The 25,925-nt window shown below is 72.2% G+C and carries 19 protein-coding genes and 1 pseudogene; 7 read left to right on the top strand and 13 right to left on the bottom strand.

Annotated elements, in window-relative coordinates; genetic code table 11:
• Window positions 1-10 precede the first annotated feature (10 nt).
• Window positions 11-583, bottom strand: coding sequence for a HEAT repeat domain-containing protein (locus tag ACSNN8_RS33685; RefSeq protein ID WP_436654121.1), 573 nt, complete (start codon window positions 581-583; stop codon window positions 11-13).
• A gap of 161 nt (window positions 584-744) precedes the next feature.
• Between ACSNN8_RS33685 and ACSNN8_RS33690 the strand changes: the two genes are divergently transcribed.
• Window positions 745-2,091: a diguanylate cyclase domain-containing protein gene (locus ACSNN8_RS33690; RefSeq protein ID WP_436654123.1), complete on the top strand. Its 1,347-nt coding sequence runs from the start codon at window positions 745-747 to the stop codon at window positions 2,089-2,091.
• A 48-nt stretch (window positions 2,092-2,139) separates the two neighbouring features.
• On the opposite strand, the gene ACSNN8_RS33695 is transcribed toward ACSNN8_RS33690, so the two are convergent.
• The 4 genes from ACSNN8_RS33695 to ACSNN8_RS33710 all read right to left on the bottom strand — a co-directional run bounded on the left by ACSNN8_RS33695 (window position 2,140) and on the right by ACSNN8_RS33710 (window position 6,673).
• Window positions 2,140-3,510, bottom strand: coding sequence for a GH1 family beta-glucosidase (locus ACSNN8_RS33695; protein WP_436654124.1), 1,371 nt, complete (start codon window positions 3,508-3,510; stop codon window positions 2,140-2,142).
• Window positions 3,507-4,403: a carbohydrate ABC transporter permease gene (locus tag ACSNN8_RS33700; protein WP_436654125.1), complete on the bottom strand. Its 897-nt coding sequence runs from the start codon at window positions 4,401-4,403 to the stop codon at window positions 3,507-3,509. Before ACSNN8_RS33700 ends, ACSNN8_RS33695 begins: the two co-directional genes overlap by 4 nt.
• A gap of 2 nt (window positions 4,404-4,405) precedes the next feature.
• Window positions 4,406-5,338, bottom strand: coding sequence for a carbohydrate ABC transporter permease (locus ACSNN8_RS33705; RefSeq protein WP_436654127.1), 933 nt, complete (start codon window positions 5,336-5,338; stop codon window positions 4,406-4,408).
• Window positions 5,339-5,401: 63 nt separating this feature from the next.
• Complete coding sequence (locus tag ACSNN8_RS33710) at window positions 5,402-6,673, bottom strand: ABC transporter substrate-binding protein (protein ID WP_436654129.1); 1,272 nt, start codon at window positions 6,671-6,673, stop codon at window positions 5,402-5,404.
• Window positions 6,674-6,949: 276 nt separating this feature from the next.
• Here ACSNN8_RS33710 and ACSNN8_RS33715 point away from each other — a divergent pair, with 276 nt between their 5' ends.
• Window positions 6,950-7,963 carry a LacI family DNA-binding transcriptional regulator gene (locus ACSNN8_RS33715; RefSeq protein ID WP_436654130.1) on the top strand — a complete coding sequence of 338 codons (1,014 nt, stop codon included), beginning with the start codon at window positions 6,950-6,952 and terminating at the stop codon, window positions 7,961-7,963.
• A 186-nt stretch (window positions 7,964-8,149) separates the two neighbouring features.
• Here ACSNN8_RS33715 and ACSNN8_RS33720 read toward each other — a convergent pair whose 3' ends face one another.
• On the bottom strand, window positions 8,150-8,836 hold the full coding sequence (locus tag ACSNN8_RS33720; protein ID WP_436654132.1) for a DUF998 domain-containing protein: 687 nt from the start codon (window positions 8,834-8,836) through the stop codon (window positions 8,150-8,152).
• 102 nt (window positions 8,837-8,938) lie between these two features.
• Complete coding sequence (locus ACSNN8_RS33725; protein WP_436654133.1) at window positions 8,939-9,592, bottom strand: response regulator transcription factor; 654 nt, start codon at window positions 9,590-9,592, stop codon at window positions 8,939-8,941.
• Between the two features lie 68 nt (window positions 9,593-9,660).
• Between ACSNN8_RS33725 and ACSNN8_RS33730 the strand changes: the two genes are divergently transcribed.
• Both ACSNN8_RS33730 and ACSNN8_RS33735 read left to right on the top strand, forming a co-directional pair.
• A complete protein-coding gene (locus ACSNN8_RS33730; RefSeq protein WP_436654135.1) occupies window positions 9,661-11,655 on the top strand; it encodes a sensor histidine kinase in 1,995 nt (664 codons plus the stop codon).
• 167 nt (window positions 11,656-11,822) lie between these two features.
• Window positions 11,823-15,269, top strand: coding sequence for an AMP-binding protein (locus tag ACSNN8_RS33735; protein WP_436654137.1), 3,447 nt, complete (start codon window positions 11,823-11,825; stop codon window positions 15,267-15,269).
• A gap of 325 nt (window positions 15,270-15,594) precedes the next feature.
• On the opposite strand, the gene ACSNN8_RS33740 is transcribed toward ACSNN8_RS33735, so the two are convergent.
• The gene (locus tag ACSNN8_RS33740; RefSeq protein WP_436654138.1) at window positions 15,595-16,326 is read right to left on the bottom strand and encodes an ATP-binding protein; all 732 of its coding nucleotides are present in this window, start codon (window positions 16,324-16,326) and stop codon (window positions 15,595-15,597) included.
• Between the two features lie 292 nt (window positions 16,327-16,618).
• Entirely contained in the window at window positions 16,619-16,897 is a 279-nt protein-coding gene (locus ACSNN8_RS33745; RefSeq protein ID WP_436654140.1) for a hypothetical protein, read from the bottom strand.
• Between the two features lie 663 nt (window positions 16,898-17,560).
• On the opposite strand from ACSNN8_RS33745, the gene ACSNN8_RS33750 reads away from it, so the two are divergent.
• Window positions 17,561-18,289 carry a GAF and ANTAR domain-containing protein gene (locus tag ACSNN8_RS33750; RefSeq protein WP_436654142.1) on the top strand — a complete coding sequence of 243 codons (729 nt, stop codon included), beginning with the start codon at window positions 17,561-17,563 and terminating at the stop codon, window positions 18,287-18,289.
• A gap of 43 nt (window positions 18,290-18,332) precedes the next feature.
• Window positions 18,333-19,058: a GAF and ANTAR domain-containing protein gene (locus tag ACSNN8_RS33755; RefSeq protein ID WP_436654144.1), complete on the top strand. Its 726-nt coding sequence runs from the start codon at window positions 18,333-18,335 to the stop codon at window positions 19,056-19,058.
• 373 nt (window positions 19,059-19,431) lie between these two features.
• Here the strand turns inward: ACSNN8_RS33755 and ACSNN8_RS33760 are convergent, their stop codons facing one another.
• From ACSNN8_RS33760 to ACSNN8_RS33770, 3 genes and pseudogenes are all read right to left on the bottom strand, one after another.
• Complete coding sequence (locus tag ACSNN8_RS33760) at window positions 19,432-21,924, bottom strand: ABC transporter permease (RefSeq protein WP_436654146.1); 2,493 nt, start codon at window positions 21,922-21,924, stop codon at window positions 19,432-19,434.
• Between the two features lies 1 nt (window position 21,925).
• Window positions 21,926-22,210, bottom strand: a complete 285-nt coding sequence (locus ACSNN8_RS33765) for a hypothetical protein (RefSeq protein WP_436655608.1) — start codon at window positions 22,208-22,210, stop codon at window positions 21,926-21,928.
• Window positions 22,211-22,216: 6 nt separating this feature from the next.
• A pseudogene (locus tag ACSNN8_RS33770) lies at window positions 22,217-22,550 on the bottom strand (ATP-binding cassette domain-containing protein); the annotation flags it as partial.
• 234 nt (window positions 22,551-22,784) lie between these two features.
• Here ACSNN8_RS33770 and ACSNN8_RS33775 point away from each other — a divergent pair.
• Window positions 22,785-22,982, top strand: coding sequence for a cation transporter (locus ACSNN8_RS33775; RefSeq protein ID WP_436654148.1), 198 nt, complete (start codon window positions 22,785-22,787; stop codon window positions 22,980-22,982).
• Window positions 22,983-23,009: 27 nt separating this feature from the next.
• Here the strand turns inward: ACSNN8_RS33775 and ACSNN8_RS33780 are convergent, their stop codons facing one another.
• Window positions 23,010-25,904 (bottom strand): BTAD domain-containing putative transcriptional regulator, encoded by a 2,895-nt coding sequence (locus tag ACSNN8_RS33780; protein ID WP_436654150.1) that lies wholly within the window; start codon window positions 25,902-25,904, stop codon window positions 23,010-23,012.
• Between the last annotated feature and the right edge of the window lie 21 nt (window positions 25,905-25,925).

The following is a 25,925-nucleotide window of genomic DNA, read 5'->3' on the forward strand; positions in this document are numbered from 1 at the left end:
ACCAGCCGAGTCATGGGAGAGACCCCTGCCTGTTCAGCCTCGCGAGGCCGCGAGCGGCGAACGCTCGCACCTGGTCGTCCGGGTCGGCGAGCAACCCACGAAGGGTGGGTTCGGCCACCGGGTCACCCAGCCCGCCCAGGTACCAGCCGAGAACCATCCGAACATGCGCAACCGGATCGTCAGCCCGCGGCAGCAACACGTCGAGCGCCCCGGGTCCCGCCCGGAAAGCCACCATGCCCGCAGCCCGGGAGCGGATCAACGGGTCGGCGTCGTCGAGCAACCTCCGAGCCACAGCGTCGACCCGGTCGACGTCGGGTTGGTTCATGAGGCCTTCCAACGCCGTAGCCCGCAGCCGGGGATCGGCCAGGGCCGCCGCGAGAACATCGAAATCACGCGGATCTGCGAGCAAGCCGACCAACCACAGCCGCACTCCCCCGTCATCGGCAAAGGACAAGACCGCGGAGCGGCTACCGTCCGGGTCTTCTGCTACGAGCGCTTCGATGTCATCCATGAGCGGCGACACATCTTCACCCGGACCCGCCGCGGCGAGCGCACGCAACAGCTCGTCGAGGGTCACCGACATGGCCCAAGCGTACTGATCATCGGTCCTACCGGCGGGCGCGGCGATACGCGCCCGCTCACTCGCCGGTCCGAACGCTTCCGCGTTACGGGCCACGTTTGTCCCGGCTTCTCATCCGCGGTCGCGGGATGCCGATAGGCGCTTGCGAATCAGGAGGCCAGAGAATGCAGTTCCGCGTCACCGAGGCATGGCTGTGGTCGGCGACCGCGGCCGCTCTGCTGTGGCTGGTGGTGCAGGCGCTCGTTCCCGGCACCCTCACGTGGTTCGGCTGGCTCCCCGGCGGTGTCGCGCTGGCGGTCGGGGCCGGGGCGGCCTGGCGCACCGCGAAGTCCGCGGGCCTGGCCCCGGCGGGCGCGCGGTTCTGGCGGCACATCGCGGTGGCCACGGCCCTGGTGACCCCCGGCGCCTGCCTGCTCAACGGCATCAACACCCATCTCGTACGGGCGGCCGTCCCGCTGATCGTCGCGGCCGTCGTCCCGATCGGGATCGGCCTGCTGGTGATGATCTGGGCGGCCCTGCGGCTGCCGGCCGCACGCCGCGGCCAGAGCGAGACCCTGCGGCTCGGTCTCGACGCGGCGACTGTCATGGCCGTGGCGGCCACCGTGTTGTGGGAGTTCCAGATCCGACCGATGATCGGCTCGGACCCCCAGCTGCGTACCATCCTCGTCCCCCTGGTGCTCTGTGTGATCTGCCTCGTCGCCGTGCTGGCCGTGGTCAAGCTGGTGATCGCCGGCACGGACGCCGTCGCCCGCCCGTCCTTGCAGGCGTTGGGGTTGCTCGTGCTGGTCGGCGCGTTGAGCTCGGCGGTCACGCGTCTGCTGGAGGGCGACGCCCGATGGCTCGGCGTCGGTCCCCTGATCAGCACGGTCGAGGGCGTCCTGGTGGGATGGGCGGCCCTGCAACCGCAGGCTGCCACCGGCGCGTTGCGAGAGACTTCCGGCCGGCGGTTCAACCTGCTGCCGTACGCCGCGGTGGCGGCCATCGACGCGCTGCTGCTGACCACCGCGACGACCGGGCGGTACAGCATCCCGGTGGTGGTCGCCTCGGTCGTGGTGACCACGCTGGTGGTGGGGCGCCAAGTGCTGGCGTTCCGGGACAAGCCGCGGCTGATCGCCACGCTGCACGAGCACCGCAGCCTGCTGCAACATCAGGCGACCCACGACCCGCTCACCGGCCTGGCGAACCGATCCCTCTACTACGAGCGTGTGTCCGCCGCGTGCGCCACCGTGTCCGCCGAGCGGCCCCCGTCGGTCCTGTTGATCGACCTTGACGGGTTCAAGGGCGTCAACGACCGGCTGGGACACGCAGCGGGTGACGCGCTGCTCATCGAAGTGGGCCGCCGCCTCGAGCGCGCGGTCGGCGAAGCCGGCACGGTCGCGCGGCTGGGCGGTGACGAGTTCGCTGTTCTGCTGCCGAGTGCAGCGGGCACCGAAGCCACCGACCTCGCCGAACAGATCGTGGAGGGCGCGGAGACCCAGATCTGGCTCGCCACCGTCCTGGAACGGCGCTGAGCGCGGGCCGGCGGGCGACCGGGTGCTCGGCGCCCGCCGGCCGCGTCGTCACACGGTGGTGGCCTGCTGCCGGGCCAGCTGGTCCCGCAGCCAGTGGTAGCTGGCCCGCGGTGTGCGGTTCCCGGTCCGATAGTCCACATGGGCCAGGCCGAAGCGTGGACCGTACCCCCGGGCCCACTCGAAGTTGTCGATGAGCGACCAGTAGAAGTAGCCGCGCAGGTCCACGCCAGCCTCGGCAGCGGCAGCCACGTGCGTGGCGATGAATCGGATGCGGTCCGGATCCGCGCCGGGATCCTCGCGTACCTCGGCGACACCGTTCTCGGTGACGTAGATCGGGGGCAGGCCCGGGAAGCGGCCGGCGAGATCGGTCAGCGTGTCGGTCAGGCCCCGCGGCTCGATCGGCCAGCCCAGGTCGGTGACCGGCACCCCCTCGCGCGGCACGGACCGTACGCCGATGTCGCAGGCCGTGCGCAGCGCCGGATCAGCCTGCTCGTACGGCGCGGCGGCGGCATGGATCCGGTAGTAGTAGTTCACGCCGAGGAAGTCCAGCGGGGCGCCGATGAGCTCGAGATCGCCGGCACGGCGGAACGACAGGTCGCTCACCCCGGCGTACAGCCGGTCGAACCCGTCCGGGTAGGCGCCACCCAGCACCGGATCGGTGAACTGCCGGTTGACCATCAGGTCCATCCGCCGCGCGGCTTCCCGATCCGCCTCGGTGTCCCTCGCCGGCACGGCCGGGGACAGGTTGAGCGTGATGCCCACCCGGGCGCCCGGGCAGGCGGCCCGGACCGCCGCGACCGCCAGGCCGTGCCCGACCAGCAGGTGGTGGGCGGCCGCGAGCGCGCCGTGGCCCTCGGTGGCGCCCGGCGCGTGCCGGCCCTCGGCATAGCCGACGATCGACGAGCAGTACGGCTCGTTCAGCGTGATCCAGTCGCCCACCCGGTCGCCGAGCCGCCCGGCGACCACGGAGGCGTACTCGGCGAAGCGCTCCGCCGTGTCCCGCACACGCCAGCCGCCCCGGTCCTCGAGCGCTTGCGGCAGATCCCAGTGGTAGAGCGTGACGAACGGCCGGATGCCGCGTTCGCACAGGGCGTCGACGAGGCGGTCGTAGTAGTCCAGGCCCGGCTTGTTCACCTCGGCGTCGCCGGACGGCACGATCCGCGGCCAGGCGACCGAGAACCGGTAGGCGTCCGCGCCGAGGCCGTCGAGCAGGTCCACGTCGTCGCGCCAGCGGTGGTAGCTGTCGCAGGCATGAGCCCCGGAGCTCCCGTCGGCGACGGCGCCCGGGCGCCGGCTGAACGTGTCCCAGATGGAGTCGGCTCGGCCGTCCTCGGCCACCGCCCCCTCGATCTGGTACGCCGCCGTGGCGGCGCCCCAGAGAAACCCGGCCGGCATCCGCGGCAGTTCCGAGTCCGTCATCCTTTGATCGCTCCTTGCATGATGCCGCCGACGATCTGCCGGCCGAGCACCATGAAGATCACCAGGATCGGCAGGGTGGCCAGCAGCGTGCCGGTCAGGGTGAGGGTGTAGTCGGTGGTGTAGCCGCTGGCCAGCGAGGAGAGCGCGACCTGGACCGTGGCGTTGTCCTGCAGCACGACCAGCGGCCAGAAGAAGTCGTTCCACGCCTGCATGAAGGTGAACAGGCCGAGCACCGCCGCCGCGGGGCGCGCGGCCGGCAGCACGACGTGCCAGAAGAGGCCGAACGTGCCGCAGCCGTCGATCCGCCCGGCCTCCAGCAGCTCGTCGGGCACCGCCCGCCCCAGGTACTGCGTCATGAAGAAGACGCCGAACGCGGTGACCAGGCCGGGAACGATCACGGCGGCGAGCCGGTCGGTCCAGCCGAACTCGGCCATCAGCAGGTAGAGCGGGATGATGCCGAGCTGCTGCGGCACCACCGACGTGCCGATGGCGACGACGAGCAGCACCTTGCGGCCGCGGAAGCGCAGCTTGGCGAACGCGAATCCGGCCAGCGTCGAGAAGAAGACCACGGAGAGCGTCACCGAGCCGCTGACGATGAACGAGTTGAGCAGCGCCTCGGCGAAGTCGGTGGAGTCGAAGACCCGCGCGATGTTGTCGAACAGGTGCCCGCCCGGGATCAGGACCGGCGGCACCTTGGCGACGGCATCGCTGGTCTGCGACGACACGACCAGCGACCAGTAGAGCGGGAAGACCGATCCGGCCACGACGGCGAGCAGGGCGGCGTAGGTCCAGACCGAGGCCCGGCGCGGATAGCCGAAACTGCGGCGGCGTGCCCGGCCGTGCGGCGCCGGTGTCTCGGCGCGGGTGGACGGTGGGTCGGCGAGAACGGTCACGACTACTCCTCGTCGTTGGCGATGCGCCGGGTGATCAGGTAGTTGGCGATCGCGAAGACCGCGATGACGAGGCAGAGCGTCCAGGCGATCGCGGAGGCGTAGCCGAACCGGAACTCACGGAAGCCCTGCTCGTACATGAACAGCGCGGCCGTCTGGAACTGCCGGTCGGAGCCGCCCGTGGGCGTCGAGCTGCCGGCGAACAGCAGCGGCTCGGCGATGATCTGCAGGCCGCCGATCGTCGAGATCACCGCGGTGAAGATGATCGTCGGACGCAGCATCGGCACCGTGATCTTCCAGAACTGCTGCGCCGACGACGCGCCGTCAAGCTCCGCGGCCTCGTACAGGTCATGGGGAACAGCCTGCATGGAGGCGAGGTAGATGAGCGCGTTGTAGCCGGTCCAGCGCCAGGCCACGATGATCGAGATGGCCAGGTGGGAGCTCCACGTGTCGGCCTGCCAGTCGACCGGGCCGATGCCGACGACGCCGAGCAGCCAGTTCACCATGCCGAAGTCGCGGCCGAACAGCTGGGTGAAGACGATCGTCACCGCGACGATGGACGTGATGTTCGGCAGCAGCACGCCCATGCGCAGGCTGGTGCGGGCCCGCAGCTTGTGGTTGAGCAGATGCGCGATCCAGAGCGCGGCGAGCAGCTGCGGCACCGTGGACAGCACCCAGATGCTCAGCGTGTTGCCGAGCGCGTTCCAGAAGTACGGATCCTGCAGCAGCTCGCGGTAGTTCGCCAGGCCGACCCATTCATGCTCGCCGGCGTCGAGAAGGTTCCAGTCGTTGAACGAGACGTATCCGGTGTAGATCAGCGGGAAGAGCCCGAACGCGCCGAAGAGCAGGAAGAACGGCAGTACGTACAGGTAGGGCGAGCCCTTGGTGTCGAGCCGGTTCAGTCTCGCCCGGCGGGCGGTCAGCGCAGGGATGGCCATGGTCGATCCTTTTCTCGCCGGGGCGGCCGGCGATCCTCGAGGACCGCCGGCCGTGCGGATGGGCTACTTGGCGAGGCGCTCGACGTCGCTGACCGTCTGCTGCCAGGACTCGTCGGAGCTCTGCTTGCCCTGCTCGATGCGCACCAGGCCGTCGCGGATGGTGGTCTGGATGTCACCGGTGCGCGGGCCCTGGTACTGCGGCTTCAACTCCTTCGCGGCCGTCGTGAAGATCTTGCCGACCGGCGCGTCGTTGAAGAACGGGTCCTTGTACTGCGCGATCTCCGGCTTGTCGTACAGCGCCGGGATGGAGGGCAGCAGCCCCTTCGAGGTGAACACCTTGGCCTGCTGCTCGGGCGCGGTGAGCCAGGCGGCGAGCTTCTTCGCCTCCTCGACGTGCTTGCCCTGCTTGGGCACGGTCAGGTACGAGCCGCCCCAGTTGCCGCCGCCGCCGGGCACGGCCGCCACGTCCCACTTGCCGGCCGCGTTCTTGGACTGGTCCTTGATCTTGGCCATCATCCAGGCGGGGCAGGCGATGGTCGCGAACTGGCCCTTGGCGAAGCCGTTGTTCCACTCCGGGGAGCTCTCGATCAGCTTGGCGGACAGGTCGCTCTGCACCGCCCGGACGACCAGGTCCCAGGCCTTGCGCACCTCGGGGTTGCTGCCGACGACGACGGTGTTGTCCTCGCTGTAGAAGCCCACCGGCGCCTGCCCGATGACGGCGTTGTACAGCGCGCCCGCGCCGTCGAAGAACGCGGTGCCGGCCGGCGCCTTCTCGGTGTACTTCTTCCCCTGCTCGATGTACTTGTCCCAGCCGCTCGCCCACGACGCGGAGACCTCATCGCGGTCGGTGGGCAGGCCGGCCTTTCCGAACAGGTCACGCCGGTAACAGATGGCCAGGCCGCCGACGTCGGTGCCGTACCCGATCTGCTGGCCGTCCTTGGTCAGCGACGCCTGCCACTTCCATGGCAGGTACTCCGACTGGCGCTCGGTGCCGAGGTCGGTGAACTGCTTGCCGGCCTCGCGCATCTGCGCGATGAAGCCGGTGTCGACAGCCTCGATGTCGCCGGCGCCCGAATTGGTGGCGAGGTGCGTGGCGAGGTTGCGGTGGTGATCGTTGTAGGCGGCCGTGCTCTGTTTGATCTTGACGTTGGGGTTCGCGTTCTCGTACTCCTTGTACAGCTCCTCGTAGCCGAAGTTGCCGAACAGGTTGACGTTGAGCGTGACGTTGCCACCGTCACCGGCGCCGCCTTCATCGCCGCCGGAGCCGCAGGCCGTCAGCATCACCGCGGCGGCCGCCGCCGCGGTCAGGGCCCGCACGGATCGAGACAAGAGCATGACAATTCTCCCCTTTTCATCTGATGTAATCGGTTACATGAAACCGGTTACATGCTGCAGAGCTGGAGTTTCGAACGAGCTGAGTCGATAGAGAGGCCGGCGTGGATGCGGCCGGAGAATCGCTTCGAGGGGGTGGGTGTCGCCCCTTGAGCCAAGAGTCTGCATCGATCGGTGCCGCTTCCGTCAAGTCACGAAACGGTAACGCGATCCACTGTGTTGACTCGCGCGACGCCCGGCTGTTACGTTTTTGAAACCGGTTACATTAGGGTGTTCGCCGTGTCCAGCATCAGAGAATTGGCGCGTCGGTGCGGCGTCTCCGTCGCCACCGTGTCGCGCGTCTTCAACTCTCCGGAGGTGGTCAGCCAGCAGACGCGCCAGCTCGTTCTCGGCATGGCCGTCGAGATCGGGTACCTGCCGAACGAGTCGGCCCGCACCCTCGCGACCAAGAAGTCCAACATGGTGGGCCTCGTCTGGGACACCGACCATCGCCGCCCGGGCTGGCGGCATCCGTTCCTGCAGGACATCCTGGTCGCGCTGAAGAGCGCGCTCAGCGCGCACGGCCTGCACCTGCTCATGCTCGCTCCCGACCCGGGCGCCGGCCCGGCCGACCCGCGGCGTTTCCTGCGCGCCGTCCAGCGCCACAACGTCGACGGCGTGGTCATCATCGACAACGGCAGCCGGGACCCCGCGGTGCTGGCCCTGGTCGACGCCGAGGTGCCCTGTGTCGCCCTCGACCTGCGCTTCACCGGGCCGACCTGCACCTACATCACGTCCGACAACGCTGGGGGCGGCCGGCTGGCCGCGGCACACCTGATCGAACGCGGTCACCGGCACATCGCCACCATCACCGGCCCGGCCGGTAACTGGCCGGCCGCACAACGCCTGGCCGGCTTCCGGGAGGCGCTCGCCGAGGCAGGGATTGCCCTGGCCGAGGACGACGTCGTGGCCGGCGACTTCTATCTGGACAGCGGGCACGCCGCCATGACGCGGCTGCTGGCCCGCGACCCCCGCCCGACCGCCGTGTTCGCCGCCGGCGACGAGATGGCGGTCGGCGCGATCAAGGCGATCCGCGAGGCCGGCCTGCGCGTCCCCGACGACGTCGCCGTCATCGGCTTCGACGACATCGAGGTGGCGGCGCTGATCCCGCCCGGCCTGACCACCGTCACGCAGGACAAGACCGGCTTCGGCACAGCGGCCGCGGAGTCCCTCTTGGCCATGCTCACCGGCACGGCGACCCCACCGGAACCGACGACGCTGCCCACCACGCTGATCCTGCGCGGCTCGACCTGAGCGCTCGGCTCGCTCGGTGTTGCGTGGTCGTCCTGCGAGCGGCCTGATCATCCGGGAACAGCCGGCGGGCTTCGAGTTGCGCCTGCGCCGCGACCGGGCGGCGCGACGCCCGCGCGCCGGCACGGATGCCGGCGACGAGGCGTCACGCCGCCTGGTCGACACGGTGGACGAGGGCAGAGTGGCCCTCTACCTGCTGGGGCTCGACGAGGACCCGCGGCCGGTGACGGTCGCGAGCAGCAGCGGCCAGCCGAACAGCAGGGCCAGGTAGGGACGCTGCACGAGCCCGTTGTAGTCGCCGAAGCCGACCGTCACGGTCGCCACGGTCAGGATCAGCGACCCGTACGCCACGACCCGCGCCGGGACCTTGAGGTACTCGAGGCCAGGGGTTCGGCGCACGGCGCGCACCAGGACGAACATCGCGATCACCAGCAGCAGGAACAGCCCCAGCGAGACGTACTGATGGATCCAGAAGCCGGTCGACGCGAGCGCCGCCTCGTCGTAGTCGACGCAGGTCGGCAGGACGGCGTTGCAGTCCTGCCGGGCCACCCCGGCCACCGCCATCGACCCGGCCGCGAGCAGCACCAGGCCGGTCGCGATCCGCCCCGACAGCGTGGCGCCGAAGCGCCGGGCCAGCGCGAGGCCGGTGCCGGTTAGTCCGATCGCCGCGGCGAGAAACCCGAAGATCATCAAACCGGCGTACGGGGCGTCGTGGGCGGCCAGGGCACTGATCGGGTCTCGGGTGGTGCGGTAGCCGGGGGTCAGGGCCGCGGCGACGACCGACGCGGCGAAGAAGGTGGCGAGGCCGGCGATGCCGACGCGGGCCGGGATCGACCGGAATCGCGTACGGGCCGGGGTCTCGAGCTGGGTGGACATCGTGGTCCTTCCGTGGAGGTTGCTGTCTGCCTCCACAGACTTCCGCCACGGCGCCCCCGGCAGCAGTGTGCCGGCACGAGAACGACGGTGGTGCAGGCACCACTATCCGGCCAGGTGCAGCAGCACCGCCTTCACCCGCTTGTGCACCTCGGCCTCCTCGGCCAGCCCCAGCTTGGCGAAGATGCCGTTGATGTGCTTCTCCACCGCGCGCACGGTCAGGAACAGCGCCGCCGCGATGGCCCGGTTGTCCTTCCCGGTCGCCATCAACGCCAGCACGTCACGCTCGCGAGCGGTCAGCGCGGCCAGCGGCGAGCGGCCCGCACTGCCGCGCACCAGCGCGTCGACCACCTTGGGATCGACCACCGAGCCACCGGCGGCCACCGCGAGCACCGCGCCGACGAGCTGCTGCGCGTCCGACATGCGCTCCTTGAGCAGGTACGCCCGCCCGGGTGAGCCGTCGGCCAGCACGGCCAGCGCGAACTCCGGATCGTCGTACTGGCTGAGAATCACCACGCCGGTGCCGGGCCGCTCGCGGCGCAGCCGGGTGGCCAGGCGGACCCCCTCGTCGGTCATCGACGGCGGCATCCGGATGTCGGTGAGCACCACGTCCGGCTCGTGCCGCTCGACCGCGACGAGCACCTCGGGCAGGTCGGCGCAGGCCGCCACGACGCTCACCTCGGGGTGGGCCTCGAGCAGGCTCTGCAGACCGGCCCGGACCAGCAGGCTGTCCTCGGCGATCACCACGCGCACGCTCACCGCACGACAATAGATCGTGGTGCGTGCACCACTGCGTCGCCGCCGCACCGACCGGCACACTGCAAGCCATGAGTACGCGAGCCCGTCTCAGCGCCTGCGGCGCCGCGCTGCTGACCGTGGCCGCGGTCACCGGCGCGGTCCTCGACATCCGGATCGGCGCCCACCTGTTCGTGCTGACCTCGCTGGCCACCGGCCTCAGCTTCGGCCTCACCGGCGCGCTGCTCACCGCGCTGCGCCCGGCCAACATCCTGGGCCCGCTGCTGCTCACGGCGGGCGGCGCGGTCACCCTGGAGTTCGGGCTGCGGGCGTACGCGGTGGACGGTCCCACCCTGCTCGGCGTGCTCGGCCTGGCCCTCGATCCGCTGTTCTTCCCGGTGCCTGTCGCGCTGCTCCTGCTGCTGTTCCCGGACGGCCGGCTGCCCTCGCGTCGGTGGCGCCCAGCCGTCGCCGCCGGGCTGCTGCTGATCACCGCCGCGGTCGTGCTCAACCTGATCCGCCCCGGCCCGGTCACCGACGAGTCGTACGGCCGTGAGCTGCCGTGGCGCGGCCTTCTGCCGGTAGCCGCCGCGGACCGGGTGGCCGGCCTGCTGGAGATCATCACCTCCCTCGGCCTGCTGCTCCTGCTCGCCGCGGTGGTCGAGCTCGTCGTCCGGCTGGCCCGGGCCCGCGGCGAGGAGCGCCGCCGGCTGGTGCCGGTGGCGTTGGCCGGTGCGCTCGCCGCGATCTTCCTCATCGTGCAGGTGCTGCCCGGGCTGCACGGCGTGGGTGTGGCCGGCTTCGTGGCCGCGGTGGCGGTCGCGCTGCCCGCCGCCCTGATCGTCGGCGCCCTGCGCTACCGGGTGTGGGATCTGGACCAGGTGCTGGTCACGGCCATCGTGTACGCCGCGCTGACCGTGCTGATCACATCGGTGTACGTCGGCGTGGTGGTCGGTTCGGCCCGGCTGGCCGGCTCGGCGACGACGGCGCCCGCGCTGCTGCCGACGGTCGTGGTCACGGCGCTGGTCGCGGTGCTGTTCGCGCCGGTCAAGGAGCGCATCGGCCGAGCGGCGCGGCGGTTGGTGCTGGGCGTGCGAGCCACCCCGTACGAGGTGCTGGCCGCCCTGCCGCAGCAGCTCGCCGAGGCGCCGGCGGTCGACGACGTGCTGCCGCGGACCGCGCGCACGCTGGCCTCCGGCCTCGGCGTCCCGGCCGCCCGGGTACGCGCCTTCACCGGGACGGACGCGGCCGCCGAGGTGTGGTTCCCGGCCGCGCCGGACGAGCCCGACGACCTGGTGGAGATCCCGGTGCGGCACCTGGGCGAGCTGGTCGGCGACGTGGCCGTACGGCCGTCGCCGGACCGGCCGCTGTCGGCCGGCGACCGGCGGTTGCTGGCCGACCTGGCCACCCAGGCCGGACCCGCGCTGCGCGGGGTGATCCTGGCCGGCCGGCTGGCCGCCCGCCTCGACGAGCTCGACGCCAGCCGGCGCCGCATCGTCACCGCCGAGGCGCGCGGGCGACGCCGCCTCGAACGCGACATCCACGACGGGGTCCAGCAGCACATGACCGCACTGGCGGTCAGCCTGAACGCGGCGAGAGACGACCCGGCCGCGCTCCAGCGAGCCCGCGACGACCTCGACCGCTGCCTGCAGGACCTGCGCGACCTGGCCCGCGGCATCTACCCGCCGGTCCTGGCCGCCCGCGGGCTGGCCGCGGCGCTGCGGGCCCGCGCGCGGACCGCGCCGGCGACCGTGCGCGTCGACGCCGACCCGGGCGCAGCCGGCCTACGGCTGGAGGAGAACACCGAACTGGCGGTCTACTTCACGATCCTCGAGGCGATGCAGAACGCGGTCAAACACGCGGCCGGCGCGACCATCACCGTGCGGCTCACCGCGACCGGCGGGCGGCTGGACTTCCTGGTCGAGGACGACGGGCCGGGCTTCGACCCGGCGGCAGCCGGCGACGGCACGGGCCTGGTCGGGATGGCCGACCGGCTGAACGCGGTGGGCGGCGTCCTCCGCATCGACGCCGCGCCGGGCGCCGGCACCCGCATCGCGGGCACCCTGCGGCTCGGACAGGGCGGGTGAGCCGGACCGTGAGACCGTACGCGTCGATCAAAGGGGCACAGTTGATCCGGTTATTCGGCCGCGGCAACAGGCGTACGGTGGACGCGCTCCACAGCAGGACCGGTCCCCCTGCAGGTTGACAGGTGTAGCGTCCAAACGAGTCACTTCCCCGTCCATCGGAGTGCCGGATGTCCGCGAGCCTGCTGACCACCATGGTCGAGCGCCTCGACGCCGCTCCCGGGGCGCCCCTCTACACGTTTCTCGATCGCCACGGGCGGGAGATCGACGCGGCGGACCGCCAGGAGATCGTGCGGCGGGCGGCCGGCACGGCCGACTTGCTGCAGGAGGCCGGGGTCGCGCCCGGCGACCGCGTGCTGCTCATCTTCCCGCCCGACGGTCTGGAGTTCGTCGCGAGCTTCTTCGGGTGCATGCTCCTCGGCGCTATCGCGGTCCCGGTGGCCAGCCCCGACCCGCGGCATCTCGATCGGGAGCTGCCGAAGCTCCGGCACATCGCCGAGGACAGCGGCGCCCGCGTCGCCCTCACCCATGCGAGGTACCGCGCGCTCGCCACGCTGGCGTCGGTACGCGACGGCGTGGCGGGCCGCTGGCGCGGCCGCGAGAGGTCGAGCTGGCCCGACCTCGCCTGGCTGCTGTCCCATCGCGTCCAACGCGCCGATCCGGAGGCGGCCGCTGCCCGGCTGGCCCGCGCGGCCGCCCGGTTCGGCCCGGACGACGTCGTGTACCTGCAGTACACCTCCGGCTCGACGTCGGCGCCCAGGGGCGTCGTCGTGCGGCACCGGAACCTCACGCACAATCTTCAGCTGATCGCGCGCAACACCCGGGTCGACAGCGAGTCGGTGCTCGTCGGCTGGGTGCCGTTGTTCCACGACATGGGGCTGGCCGGCGGGATCCTCAACGCGATGTACACGGGGGCGCGCTGTATCGCCTTCTCCTCGACGACCTTCCTGGCCGCCCCGCGTCTCTGGCTCGAGGCGATCGATCGCTACCGCGGCACGCACATCGCCGGGCCGAACTTCGGCTACGACTACGTGTTGCGCGGGCTGCGCGACGGCGACGCGTTCGACCTCTCGTCGGTCCGCTCCACCCTGCAGGGCGGTGAGCCGATGCTGGTCGCCACCATGGACCGCTTCGAAGCCGCGCTCGGCCGGATGGGCTTCGATCCGGCGACGTTCGGCAACGTCTACGGCATGGCCGAGGCCGTGCTGTTCGTCTGCGGCCGGGTCGGCCGGCGGCCGACGCTGCTCCACGGGGATCGGGCCCTGCTGGATCGCGACGGCGTGATCGTCGCGCCGGCCCCCGGCGCACCCACGGTGACGCTCGTGGGCAGCGGCGTGCCCGACGCGGAGTGGGGTGTCTCGGTGATCGCCGTCGACCCCGTGACCCGGCGGCCGCGGCCACCCTACGCCGTCGGTGAGCTGTGGATCTCCAGTCCGAGTGTGTCCAGCGGTTACTGGGGACGGACCGAGGAGGAAAATGCGGCCGTCTTCGCCGCGCGCCCGGCGACCGGGAACGGCCCGGACGACGGGCGCCGTTTCCTGCGGACCGGTGACCTCGGGGTGATCGGCGACGACGGCGAGGTATTCCTCTGCGGCCGCCTCAAGGACCTCATCATCGTCGGGGGCCGCAACATCCATCCGCAGGACCTGGAAGCGGCGGTCGTGGCGGCCGACCCGATTCTGCGACCGGGCAACGCGGTCGCCTTCGGGGTGCGGGTCGACGGCGTCGAGCGGGTCGTGGTGGCGGCCGAGCTGCGCAGGAAGGTCCTGCGGAGCGGGGCGGCGATCCCGCTGGACCGCGCGGCCTCGGCGATCCGGGCCGCGGTGACCTCGCACTGCGGGGTGCAGTGTCATGAGGTCCTGCTGATGAGACCGGACAGCATTCCGAAGACGACCAGCGGGAAGCTGCGGCGCACACAGTGCAAGCGCCAGTGGACGGTCGGCTCGCTGCGCTCGTCGGCGATCCTGGAACAGCGCCCGACGCGGGACACGTCGCCCCGGGCGGGCCCGGGTGGCGAACCGGAGTACGTGCTCCGGCTGCTGCAGACCGAAGTCGCAGAGGTGCTGCACCTGACCGACCCGAACGACGTATCGGTGGATCGGCCGCTCCTCGACGTCGGCCTCGACTCGCTGGGATTGATCGATCTGGCCCAGCGCGTCGAGCACCGGACCGGAGCGCGCATCCCGGCGGCGAGCTTCAGCAACGACTCGACCCTGCGGGCGATAGCGATCTCGGTGGTACGGCACTTCGAGCCGGCGCCGTCCGAGCCGGTCGAAGCTCCGGACTCCGGTGACGTCCCGTTCAGCGCCGCGCAGCAGCACGCCCTGGAGCTGGGGCGATGGGACGGGTGGACCCGTACGGTCATGCTCGACGTCCATCGGCGGCTCACCCCGGACCGCCTCCGCCGGGCCGCGTTCGCGCTGGTCGCCCGGCACGAGGCGCTGCGCCTGCGGTTCCGCCGGGACGACGGCCGATTCACGCAGCGCTACGGCGACATCGAGGGCAGTTTCACCGTCGAGTCGGTCACGCTCGACCGGCCGGACGCGCTACCGCCGCTCCTCACCGAGCAGCACCGCCGCGTCAGCGTCGAGCACGGCCCGCTGATGCGTCTCCTTCTGATCCAGAACGGCTCGAGGCAACGACTGTTCCTCGCGGTCAACCACCTCGTCATGGACGGGGTCACGCTGCGCATCCTGCTGGACGACCTGGACCAGCTCTGCCGGTTGGACGAACAGGGCGAGGCCCTGCGGCCGGCCCGGACATCGGCGCGCTTCGAGGTGTTCTCCGGCTGGATGAACGACTTCGCCCGCCGCGGCGCGAAGGCGGATCTGGAGTTCTGGCGTACCCAGCTGGCAGTGCCACCACCGGCTACTTTCGACCCGCTTGCGCATCCCGGCGTGCAGATGGAGGACCTGGTCACCGCCCGCCACAGCCTGCCGCCCGAGGAGACGCGCGCGCTCCGCGACGTACGGAGGACCGGGCCGCAGGCGGGCCGGGCACCGCTCGCCACCACCCTGCTCACGGCGCTGGTGCGGACCGCTCAGCGCCAGTGGAGCTGCGGCCGTCTCGTGGTCGAGCTCTCCGGCTCGGGGAGACAGACAGCGGTGCACGGCCTCGATCTTTCGCGGACGGCCGGCGATCTGCACTGCACCTTCCCGCTCGCCTTCGACGACAGCCGGTCCCAGGCGCCGGCCGAGACGCTGACCGCGGTGAGCGAGCGGCTCGCCGGTGTCCCGTCCGCCGGTCTGTCGTTCGAAGGCCTCAAATATCTGAACGACGATCCGGACCTGCGACAGAGCATCCGCGAGGCGCCGGCTCCGACGCTCTCGTTCAACTTCCGGGGCGAGATGCCGACGCGGAGCCGCAGCGGCCTCTTCTCTCTGAGCGCGGCCGCGATCGGTGACGTGCGTGAGCCCGGGGCCGGCGTCCGGCGAGCGCCGCTCTACGTCGAATGCGCAGTCGTCGGCGGCACGACCCGCATCGTCTGGGAGTACTCACCCCGGCGGCTGTGGTGGGCCGGAGCCGAGATCGATCAGTGGATGACCCGGTTCCGGAACGAGCTCCACCACCTGATCCGAAGCGGCACGGGCGTCCCGGCCCGTCGGACGTCGCGGTAGGTGCCGTCCATGCCGCCAACCGCTTCCGCCTCTTCGCCGCACCTGACCGGAACCGTGGAGAAGGCATGGGGACGACCATGACCGGGAGCCTCGACGAGACGTTCGAGTCCCCGTTCGCACCGGCCGATCCGGTCCGGCTCCCGCTCGCGCACGTGGGGCCTGGGCAGGCCGTCGACGAGATCGGCGGCACCGACCTGTGGGTGCCCGGCGCGACACGGATCGCCGACCCCAGGTCGGGCGGCGGCAGGTACCTGGATGCGCCGCGGACCGGCTACTCGGCCCGCGGGCCAGAAATCCGGCCTGACGGCGAGCGGAACCGACCCGGTCACGTCAGCGTGGCCCACACCACCTTGCCGCCACGAGCCGGCATGGCCCCCCACGCGGCGGCAATCGCATGGACCAGCGGCAGGCCGCGACCACGCGGCGATGCGGTGGGACCGGCCGGCGCCGATCGATGCAGACGCGGCAGCCCGGCCGCGCCGTCGTGCACCGCTACGTGCAGCCGGCCGCCCTGCCGGAACAGCGTGACGACGAAGTCGGTGCGGGCGTGTTCGACGGCGTTACTGGCCAGCTCGGACGCTATCAGCGAGGTGTCGAGCAGCAGATGGGACAGGTCCCAGGCTCGGCAAGCCTGCTTGACGAGATCACGGGCAGCGCGGACACATTCGGGTCGCGGCGCCAGCCGCGCCTGTAACCGGTCGCGTGGGGACACCAGCGTGGCGACGGCAAGCCGCGCCTGCGCCACACCGGCGAACAGTTGCGATCGCGGCCCTTCGGCCACGCGCAACCGCCGGCCCAGCGCACTTGTGCCGGACAGGCAGAACACCAGGTCGACCGGCGACGCGGCGAGCCGGGCGCGGTCCCACGCCGCCATCCAGAACGGCATGCTGAGGCCCGACGGATCATCGAGATGGTGCAGGTCGATGATGACGGAGACGGACGGTCCGGCCAGACACAGCCGCAAACAGGCGGAGATCTGATCCCCGAAGTGCGGTGACCACCCTCCGTGCAGGGTCATCTCGACCACCGCGGAGGTCGCGTCGGCGGTGAAGGCCACCGCCACACCGCGCCCGTCGGCCCGGGTGGAGAGCAGATAAGGAGACTCCGGCGGAGCCTCGCCATCGCGCCCAGGGATGGTGGCATGATCAAGCGGAACGGGACGATGATCCCCAAGCACGGCTACTCCCGGGCACTCTGTCAGTACGGGTGCACTGCCAGGGACCGGAGCAGCCGGCGAGGAAAGGTCTCCCCCACGTGGGACAAACATACAACCGGACCAAGGTCGTCGCTCTCAGGCGGTGGCACCTGCGAACGCAAGCTTCACGAGGACAAAGCAGGCACCGCCGTTTTCAGAACGGTGCCGGCCCGCGGCCGACCAGCGACAGCAGGACCTGAGTCGCGAGGAGACGCCGCATGCCGGTGACGCCCACCTTCCCGGTTCCCTCGTCAGGCAGCTCCAGCTCCAGTCCGTCGGTGGCGCTGCGGAGCTCGTCGCTGACGTGGTCCGGCCGGAAGGAACCGGTCCAGCCCAAAAGGTCTCCACGATCGTTCGTCCGTAACGAGGCCACCCCGGCGACGCGCGCTCCGTCGACGAGAACCAGCGTTGCCGGGCCAGAGTAGGTCGTCATGGCCTCACCGTAGCCGTCCCCGCCGTGCAGGCGGTGGCCCAGCAGATGCCCGAACAGCGATACCACCAGTGCGGGGCCGCACTCTGCGGCCGCGTGATCAGCCGAACCGGTGCCGTGCGGAAAACTGCGAAGCGGCCAGCCGTAATCCGAGCCATTTCTGTGCTACGGTGACCCTTGTTGCAGTTTTGATTTCCGTAGACGTTTTCGCGCCTGATGGATCGAAGATCCATCCAGGCGCTTTTCCGTTTTTAGCGTGGCCCGCAGGCGGAAAACATTCGCACGCTCTGATCATGAGTCTTGTCTGACGGCGGCCCGACTGGTTCAGCGGGTCGCCGTTCGGCATTTACGCCCCACCCCATTCTTTCCGTTCCTGCCCAGCTCACCGGTCGCCGCTCGAAGGCCCCGCAAGCCGTCGCCACCGCCGCCCGCGACAGCATCCGGAACGCCGCCGGACCCGTACGCTCCGGTGGCTCGAGCGAACCTCTCACCCGCCCCACGACGTGGCTGCGCCGGCGGCGTAGCGTGACGCCCACCAGCTGACATCGGACATGCTGCTGCCCTGGTCCCCGGCGGTTCCCCACCTAGGGAAAGGCACCGCCATGACGAGCCACTCCCATCCTCCAGCCGTACGGGCGCAGCACGACGGACCACCGGGTGACCGGCGTGGATGAGCGCACGGCCCGAGTCAACCGCCTGGTCACGGACGAGCCGACACGTCCCGCCGACGGCCGCGGCGTCGCCGGGACGCTGCGCCGGTTGTGCAGCGCTGCCGAGCGGGCCCTGTTCGCCTCGGGCGCCGGCGTCAGCGTGCTGGCCGGCAACGGGATGCCGGGCGTGGCCGCGGTGTCGCAGCCGGCCTACGAGCCGCTCGAAGAGCTGCAGTTCTCGCTCGGCGAGGGTCCGTGCCTGGACGCGATGGCCAGTCGCCGCCCGCTGCTCGTCCCCGACCTCTCGGCCGGGGCGGTGAAGCGATGGCCGGGCTACGCCGCCGCGCTGCACGACAACGGGGTTCGGGCGGTGTTCGCCTTCCCGCTGCAGATCGGCGCGGCCCGCCTCGGAGCCCTCGACGTCTTCCGCGGCGAGGTGGGCTCCTTGACGGCCGATGAGCTCCGTGACGCGTTGACCTTCGCCGACGTGGCGGTGACGACCCTGCTCGACGGTCAGGCGCGGGCGGCGCCGGGAACGGCCGCCGACGGCCTGGACGACGAGGTGGTCGGGCAGCGGGCGGAACTGTTCCAGGCGCAAGGGATGGTGGCGGTGCAGTTGGGTATCTCCCTGGCGGATGCGCTGGCCCGGTTGCGGGCTTACGCCTACGCCGAGGACAAACCCTTGGGAGACATCGCGTTCGACGTGGTGACGCGTAGGGTTCGGTTCGATGACGGCCGGTCGTGACCACCGTCGGTCCGGTATTCGCCAGAAGGGGCGGTAGACCACTGTGACGACTGTTTCCGCCGAGCGGCTGGCCACGTTGTTCGTCGACGTCGCCGACACGCTCGTCGACGAGTTCGACGTGGTCGAGTTCCTGCAGATGCTCACCCGGCGGGTGGCCGACCTGTTCGAGACCGGTGAGGTCGGACTGATGCTCGCCGACGACCGCGATCGGCTGGCCTTCATGGCCGCCTCCGACGAGAGCGCCCGCCTGATGGAGTTGTTCCAGCTGCAGTACGGCGACGGCCCCTGCCTGGACGCGTTCCGCACGGCTCGGCCGGTGACCAACGTGAACCTGGCCGCGGCGACGGAGAAGTGGCCCGGGTTCGCACCGCGCGCTGCCCTGGCCGGCTTCGAGTCGGTGCACGCCTTTCCGCTGCGGCTGCGTAAGGAGGTGATCGGCGCGATGGGCGTGTTCGGCAGCACCACCGAATTGGACGAGGCGGACGCCCATATCGTGCAATCACTGGCCGACGTCGCCGTGATCGGCCTGCTGCAGGAACGCGCCATCCGCCGCGGCGAAGTGCTCACCAGCCAGCTGCAGGGCGCCCTGCACAGTCGCGTCCTCATCGAGCAGGCGAAGGGCATCGTCGCCCAGGCCCGCGGTGTGAGTCCCGACGACGCGTTCAAGCAGATCCGTGACTTCGCCCGTCGGCGCAATCGGCGCCTCAGCGAGGTCGCGGAGACCATCGTCACCGGGCTGCCGAACCTGCCGGATCTGGGAGGCCGGTGACGGCGCCGGGTGTCGTGCCGATGATGCAGGCGCCTGGCCCGATCCCACCCTGCCCTCAAGCGTCGCCGGCGGCCGGCTCGGCGCTGACTCGGCGGTTCACCGACATTCCAGCCGGTTCTCGGGTCGCGGTGATGGCAGTCCCGTGAGGACGTGGCGGGTCCGGTGCCGGTCACACTCCAACAGGTCACCCACCGCGCGCCCGAGCAGGGTGGCCACCTCCAGTTCGCTGTGACCGGGTCGCGGGCCCGGCGGGTCTGCATCGAGGTCCTGCTGCGTCATTCTCCGAAGACCCCGTGGTAGCGGTCCGCCGTGCCGAGGCGGACCGCTACCGCGGCGTGTCCCCGCCGGCGATCGCGGCGGACCTGCGCTGGGTCTACTGAGCGGCGATCGCGTCGAGGACGTCCAGGCGGGCCGCCCGCCGCGCCGGCAGCAGCCCCGCGACCAGGCCGGCGGCCAGGGTGAGCGCGACGATCAGCGCCAGCCGGCCGGCGGGCAGGACCACCGAGGCCCCCACCGTCGAGCCCAGCGCCGTCACCGCTGCTGCACCCAGCCCGCCGCCCAGCACCACCCCCGTCACGGTCGCCACCGCGGCGATCAGCACGGCCTCACCACGGATCGTCGTGCGGAGCTGGGACCGGGTCATGCCGACCGCCCGCAGCAGCCCGATCTCCCGGGTCCGTTCGAACACCGACAGGGCCAGGGTGTTGGTGATGCCGAGCAGCGCGATCACGATAGTGAGCAGCAGCAGCGCGGTCACCAGGCCGAGCACCTGGTCGATGGTGGACGTACGCCCGGCGACCGCGGCCGCCTGGTCACGCACCTGCACGGTCGGCAGGTCCGCCAGCGCCGCCGTCAGCGCCCGCTCGCCCGCCTCGGCCGGCACGCCGCCGGCCAGCTTCACGAACACGCCGGCGTCGACGTCCTCCGCGTAGTGCCGCTCGTACGTGGCCAGCGAGATGACGTAGTCGGTCTGCAGCGCCTGCGCGTCCCGGTCCCGCAACAGGCCCACGACCTTCACCTTCTGGTCTCCCGTACGGGAGAAGGTCATCGCCAGCGCGTCACCCACGCCGATCCCGCGCTCGGCCGCGACGTGCTCGGCGAGCACGATCCCGCCCGACTTGAGCGCGTCGAGCCGCCCCGCGGTGAGCGTGAGCGTGGCAACCTCCGGCAGTGTGTCCGGGTCGACCGCGGTGAGCGCGGCCGTCGTCGTGCCGTCCTTCCAGTGCCCGTACCGCAGCCGGGACGCCACCGCGACCTCGGGCAGCTCGGCGATGTGGTGATGGGCGGCCATCGGCAGTCCGCCGAGCATCTCGTTGCGGGCGCTCTCCACCACGAAATCCGCGGTGATGGTCTCGGCGTAGGTTCGTTTCACCGAGTCGCGGACCGACGTGGCGAGCACCGCCGTCAAGCTGACCAGCGCCAGCCCGAGGGCCAAGGCCAGAGACGTCGCGGCCGTACGGCGGGGCGTGCGCGCCGCCGACTCGCGGGCCAGCCGTCCCGGCACGCCGAGCGCGTGCAGCGGCCGGCCCAGCAGCCGGGCCGCCGGCGGCGCCAAGGCCGGACCGGCCAGGGTCAGCCCCACGATCAGCGTCACCGCGGCCGCGCCCAGCAGCGCCATGGTGCCGGCGACGGCGATTCCGGCAACACCGGCGACCACGGCGATCAGCCCGGCGATCGTGCGGGCCCGGCCGATCGGCTCGGCGGCCGTCGACCGGCGCATCGCCTCGACCGGCGCGACGCGGGCCGCGCGGCGGGCCGGTCCCAGCGCGGCGAGCACGGTCACCAGCACGCCGACGGCGAACGAGAGCAGCACCGTACGGGCGCCGACCACCATCGCGCCGTCCGGCAGCGCGATCCCGAACGCGCCGGCGAGCGCGCGCAGCCCGGACGCCGCGCCCGTCCCGGCGGCCAGGCCGAGCGCCGACGCGACGACGCCGGTGAGCAGCGCCTCGCCCAGCACCGAGCCGAGCACCTGGCGGCCGGTGGCCCCCGTGGCGCGCAGCACGGCCAGCTCGTAGGTGCGCTGGGTGACCACGATGGAGAAGGTGTTCGCGATCAGGAACGCGCCGACCAGCAGGCCGGCCGCGGCCAGGGCGAGCAGCATGACCTGCAGGTAGCCGATCTGGTTCTGCGCGCTCGCCGACGCGGCGGCCGCCAGGTCACGGCTCGCGGTCACCTCGTATCCGGCGCCCAGGGCCGCGCCGATCCGCCGCTGCAGGCCGGCGGGATCGACCCCGCCGGCCGCGGTCACGGCCAGCTCGGTCATCCCGGTCCTGAGGATCCGCTGGGCGGCGGGCAGCGTGACCAGCGCGACGGTGCTGTCCGGCAGGCCGTCCCGGTCGCCGAACCCGGCCAGGCCGACGACCCGCGCCCGCTCCCCCGCGACCGTGACACTGTCGCCGACCGCGATCCGGTGACCCGTCGCGGTCGCCACGTCGATCACCACCTCGCCGTCGGCCGCGGGCGCCCGCCCCGCGCGCAGCGGGAACGCGCCGACCGGCGGCGCGGTCCAGGACTGCAACAGCGTCGGCCCGGACGGGACGATCCTGTTGACGAGGCCGGAGCCGCGGACGATCGGCTCGGCGGCGGCCACCCCGGCCACCGCGCGGACCTGGTCCAGGATCTCCGCCGGCAGCGGGTCGCGTTTCACCTCGACCCCCATGGCGGAGCCGAAGGCGGCGGCGTCCCGGACGGTGAGGTCGACCCCCGCGGTCGCGGTGCGGAACTGGTCGTCGAGCACCCGGCGCGACGTGTCGGTGAGGATCAGGGCACCGCTCACGAACGTGACGCCGAGGACCACGGCGAACACGGTCAACGCCAGGCGGGCCCGGCGGGCCAGGGTGTTGCGCACGATGAGACGCAGCATCTCAGAGCTCCTCGGAGGTGGTGGTGAGCCCGGTCATCCGGGACAGGACCTCGCCGACGGTGGGCGCGGCGACCTCGTCGACCACGCGGCCGTCGGCCAGGAAGACGACCCGGTCGGCGTACGATGCGGCGTTCGGGTCGTGGGTGACCATCACGATCGTCTGGCCGAGTTCTCCGGCCGCGTACCGCAGGAAGCCGAGCAGCGCCTCCCCGGACCGGGAGTCGAGGTTGCCGGTGGGCTCGTCGGCGAACACGATCTCCGGCCGCCCGATCAGCGCCCGTGCCACCGCGACCCGCTGCTGCTGGCCGCCGGAGAGCTGGGCGGGCCGGTGGCCGAGCCGCTCGGCCAGCCCGAGCGTGGCGACCAGCCGGCGCAGCCACTCCTCGTCCGGCCGCCGCCCGGGCGAGGGTCAGTGGCAGCGCGATGTTCTCGGCGGCGGTGAGCGTCGGCACCAGGTTGAAGCTCTGGAAGACGAACCCGACGCGGTCCCGGCGAAGCAGCGTGCGCCGCCGCTCGCTCAGCCCGGTCACCTCGACGTCGCCGAGCCGCACCACGCCGGCGTCGGCGTCGTCGAGGCCGGCGAGGACGTGCATGAGGGTGGACTTGCCGGACCCGGACGGGCCCATGACGGCGGCGAACTGTCCCGCCGGGGATGTCGAGGCTCGCGCCGTCGAGGGCACGGACGGCCGTGTCACCCCGGCCGTACGTCTTGACGAGGTTGCGGGCGCTGATGCTCATGGGGGATCTCCTCCCGGGTCGTACAGCGGTGACTGACGACGCCGAGCTTGGGGGAGGCCGCTGTCCGCGGGCTGGCCATGGGCGGACAGCGAACGGACAGCGCGCGCCGGGAGCATGGGCGCATGCGAGAGCAGACGTCCGTCCCGGTGCCCATGGGCCTGTGCCGTCGCTGCGTGCGACGTCTCAGCCACTACGTCTCGGACCTGCCGGGCGTGGTGTCGCTGGAGGTGGAGGCGGCGCGGGGCAGGCTGTCGGTGACCGGCAAGGTGGACCGGGCCGCGCTGCTGTCCGCCCGCGACCGCGCAAGCTGCCGGCTGTAACCCAGGTGTGGGGGCGGAATTGTGGCGCTACGCCGTTGCGGATGCCTCGGCTCGTGCCCGGGCCGCCTCCGCGGGGCGGCCGGCGGCCTGGGATGCTTCGGCGTAGGTCGCCCACAGGCGCGCCCGGGCCCACGGGAACTCGCGGTCCGCGAGGAGGTCGATGGCTCGGCGGCAGCCGTCGGCCGCGGCGGCGGCGTCACCCCGGGACAGGGCCAGTCGCGCCCGTCCCCACGCCGCCCACGCCGGGTTGCGCGGGTTGCGGACCCGCTGCGCCACCTCGTCGGCCTCGGCCAGCTCCGCCTCGACGCCCGCGGGCTCGCCGCGGTCCAGGCGGGTGTGGGCCAGATGCACCAGCGCGAAGGCCAAGCCGTGCAGGGAACCGCGCGCCCGGCAGTCGGCGACCGCCTGGCGCAGCAGGGCGAGGGCTTCGTCGCGGCGGCCGGACTCGCGCAGCGCTATGCCCAGGTGGGCCTCGGCCGCGCTGCTCATCATCCGGTCGCCCGCGGCGCCGAGGAGTTCCAGACAGCGCTCCCAGTGCCGCACCGACGCCACGAAGTCGCTGGACCGCAGGTCGAGCAGCGCCTCCAGGTAGTACGTCATGCCCCGCCACCAGCCGCGATCGGTCTCGCCGAGCACGTCGCGGCTGCGGTGCACCAGCGCGCGGTGTTCCGCGGGGTCACCGCCGTACTGGCCCTCGAAGGCGATGATCAGGTCGGAGATCGCGACGTTCGCCCGGTCGTCCAGCGCCTCGAACATCGCGCGGCTCTCCCGCGCCGCCGACCGGGACGCGTCGGTCGGGTAGTACACGTGCAGGAACGCGTACCCCTGCAGGGCCCGGGCCCGCGCGCGCTCCGACCCGCCGCGTTCGAGCAGCGCCGTGATCGCCCGGACGCCCTCGAACCGGGGTCCGTAGTTCCAGAACTGCACGAGCGCCGCGGCCAGCCGCAGCCCGGTCTCCGGCGGCTCGTCGGTGTGCTCGACGCAGAAGTCCACGGCGGCGCGCAGGTTGTCCTGCTCCCCGGCGAGCAGGTCCCAGGCCGGGCCGACGAAGCGCACCTGCGGGCCGTACGTCTCGGCGACCTCGGTGTAGTGCGCCAGGTGCCGCCGCCGGACGCCGGTCTCCTCGCCGGCTTCGCGCAGCTTCGCCCCGGCGTACTCGCGGATCGTCTCCAGCAGCCGGAACCGGCCGGTGGCCGGGTCGGCGCTGACCAGCGACCGGTCGACCAGCCGGAACAGCAGGTCGGCCACGTCGCCGGGCCCGCACACCTGCTCGGCGGCGTCGAGGGTCCAGCCGCCGCGGAACACGGCGAGACGGCGCAGCAGTTGCCGTTCCGGCTCGGCGAGCAGGTCGTGGCTCCAGTCGATGGTGGCGCGCAGTGTCCGGTGTCGGGCCTCGCTGCTGCGCGGGCCGGCGGTCAGCAGCGCGAACCGGTCCCGCAGCCGGGCGGCGATCTCGGCGGGCGGCAGCGCCTTGGTGCGGGCGGCGGCCAGCTCGATGGCGAGCGGAATGCCGTCGAGCCGGCGGCAGATGCCGGCGACCGCTTCGAGGTCCGCCTCGAAACCGGGACGCACGCTGCGGGCGCGGTCGAGGAACAGCCGCACGGCCGCGGCACTCGCGATCTCCGCGGGTCCGGCCGTCTCGTCCGGGACGTCGAGGGGACCGACCGCGATCTGTGTCTCGCCGGCGACCGCGAGGGCCTCCCGGCTGGTGGCGAGGACGCGGGCGCCGGGCGCGGCCTGGACGAGCCGGTCGACCATGGCGGCGGCCGCGTCGACGAGGTGTTCGCAGTTGTCCACCACCAGCAACGCCCGCCGGGTCCGCAGCATCTCGGCGACGGCTTCGGCGGCGGGCCCGCCGCTCTGCAGTCCGAGCTGGACGGCGAACGCCTCGGCGACGTCGGCGTCCGGGCCGACCGCGGCGAGCCGGATGACGTGCACCGAGTCGGCGATTTCCGGCCCGGCACGCCGCGCGGCCTCGAGCGCGAGGGTGGTCTTGCCGACGCCACCCGGCCCGGTCAGCGTGACGACCCGTGCTTCGCTGAGGTGCTCGAGCGTGGTGCGCAGGTCGTCGTCGCGCCCGATGAACGAGGCCAGCCGAGCCGGCACCGGCGCCGCCGGCACGGGCAACCGCGGCGACTGCGGCGAAGACGGTCGCGGCGGCGGCAGCAATTGCGGTTGCGCCAAGCCAGGCGCTCGCGGAGCAGCGGCCGGCACCTCCTGGCGCAGTATGGCCTCCGTCAGCGCCTGCAGCTCCGGTGACGGGTCGATGCCGAGCTCCTCGGCGAGCCGGTGCCGCAACCGCTGGTGGACGGCCAGGGCGTCAGCCTGGCGGCCGGCGCGGTACAGCGCCAGCATGAGCAACCGGTGCGGGCGCTCGCGCAGCGGGTGCTCGGCGACCAGGCGCTCCAGCTCGGCCACCACCTCGGCCGGGCGGCCGGCGTCGACGAGCAGCTCGAAGCGGTCCTCCATGGCCGCCAGCCGCAGCTCTTCCAGGCGGGTGCGTTCGGCGCGGGTCCAGTCGGTCTCGCCGACGTCGGCGAGCGCCGGGCCGCGCCACAGCGCGAGCGCCTCGTCGTGGCGGCGGGCAGCGACCGCCTCCTCGAAGCGGTGGGCGTCGACCGCGCCGGGCGGCACGTTCAGCACGTATCCGGGAGCCCGGGTGACGATCACGTCGTCCGGGAAACCCGCCCGGGTCAGGGCCCGGCGCAGCTTCGACACGCGGATCTGCAGGGCGTTCGCGGCGTCGGCGGGCAGGTCCTCGCCCCACAGCGCGTCGGTGAGGGCGTCGGCCGACACCACGCGGCCCGGCGTGAGGGCCAGCCGCGCGAGCACGGCGCGCAGGGCCGGCGCGGGCGAGGCCGGCGGGTGCCCGACTGCCTGGACCTCGACCGGTCCGAGCACCCTGATCAGCGCTTCTACCATCGATCACCCATGACGCGGGTC

It is taken from the genome of Actinoplanes sp. URMC 104 (assembly GCF_051386375.1).
Taxonomy (GTDB): Bacteria; Actinomycetota; Actinomycetes; order Mycobacteriales; family Micromonosporaceae; genus Actinoplanes.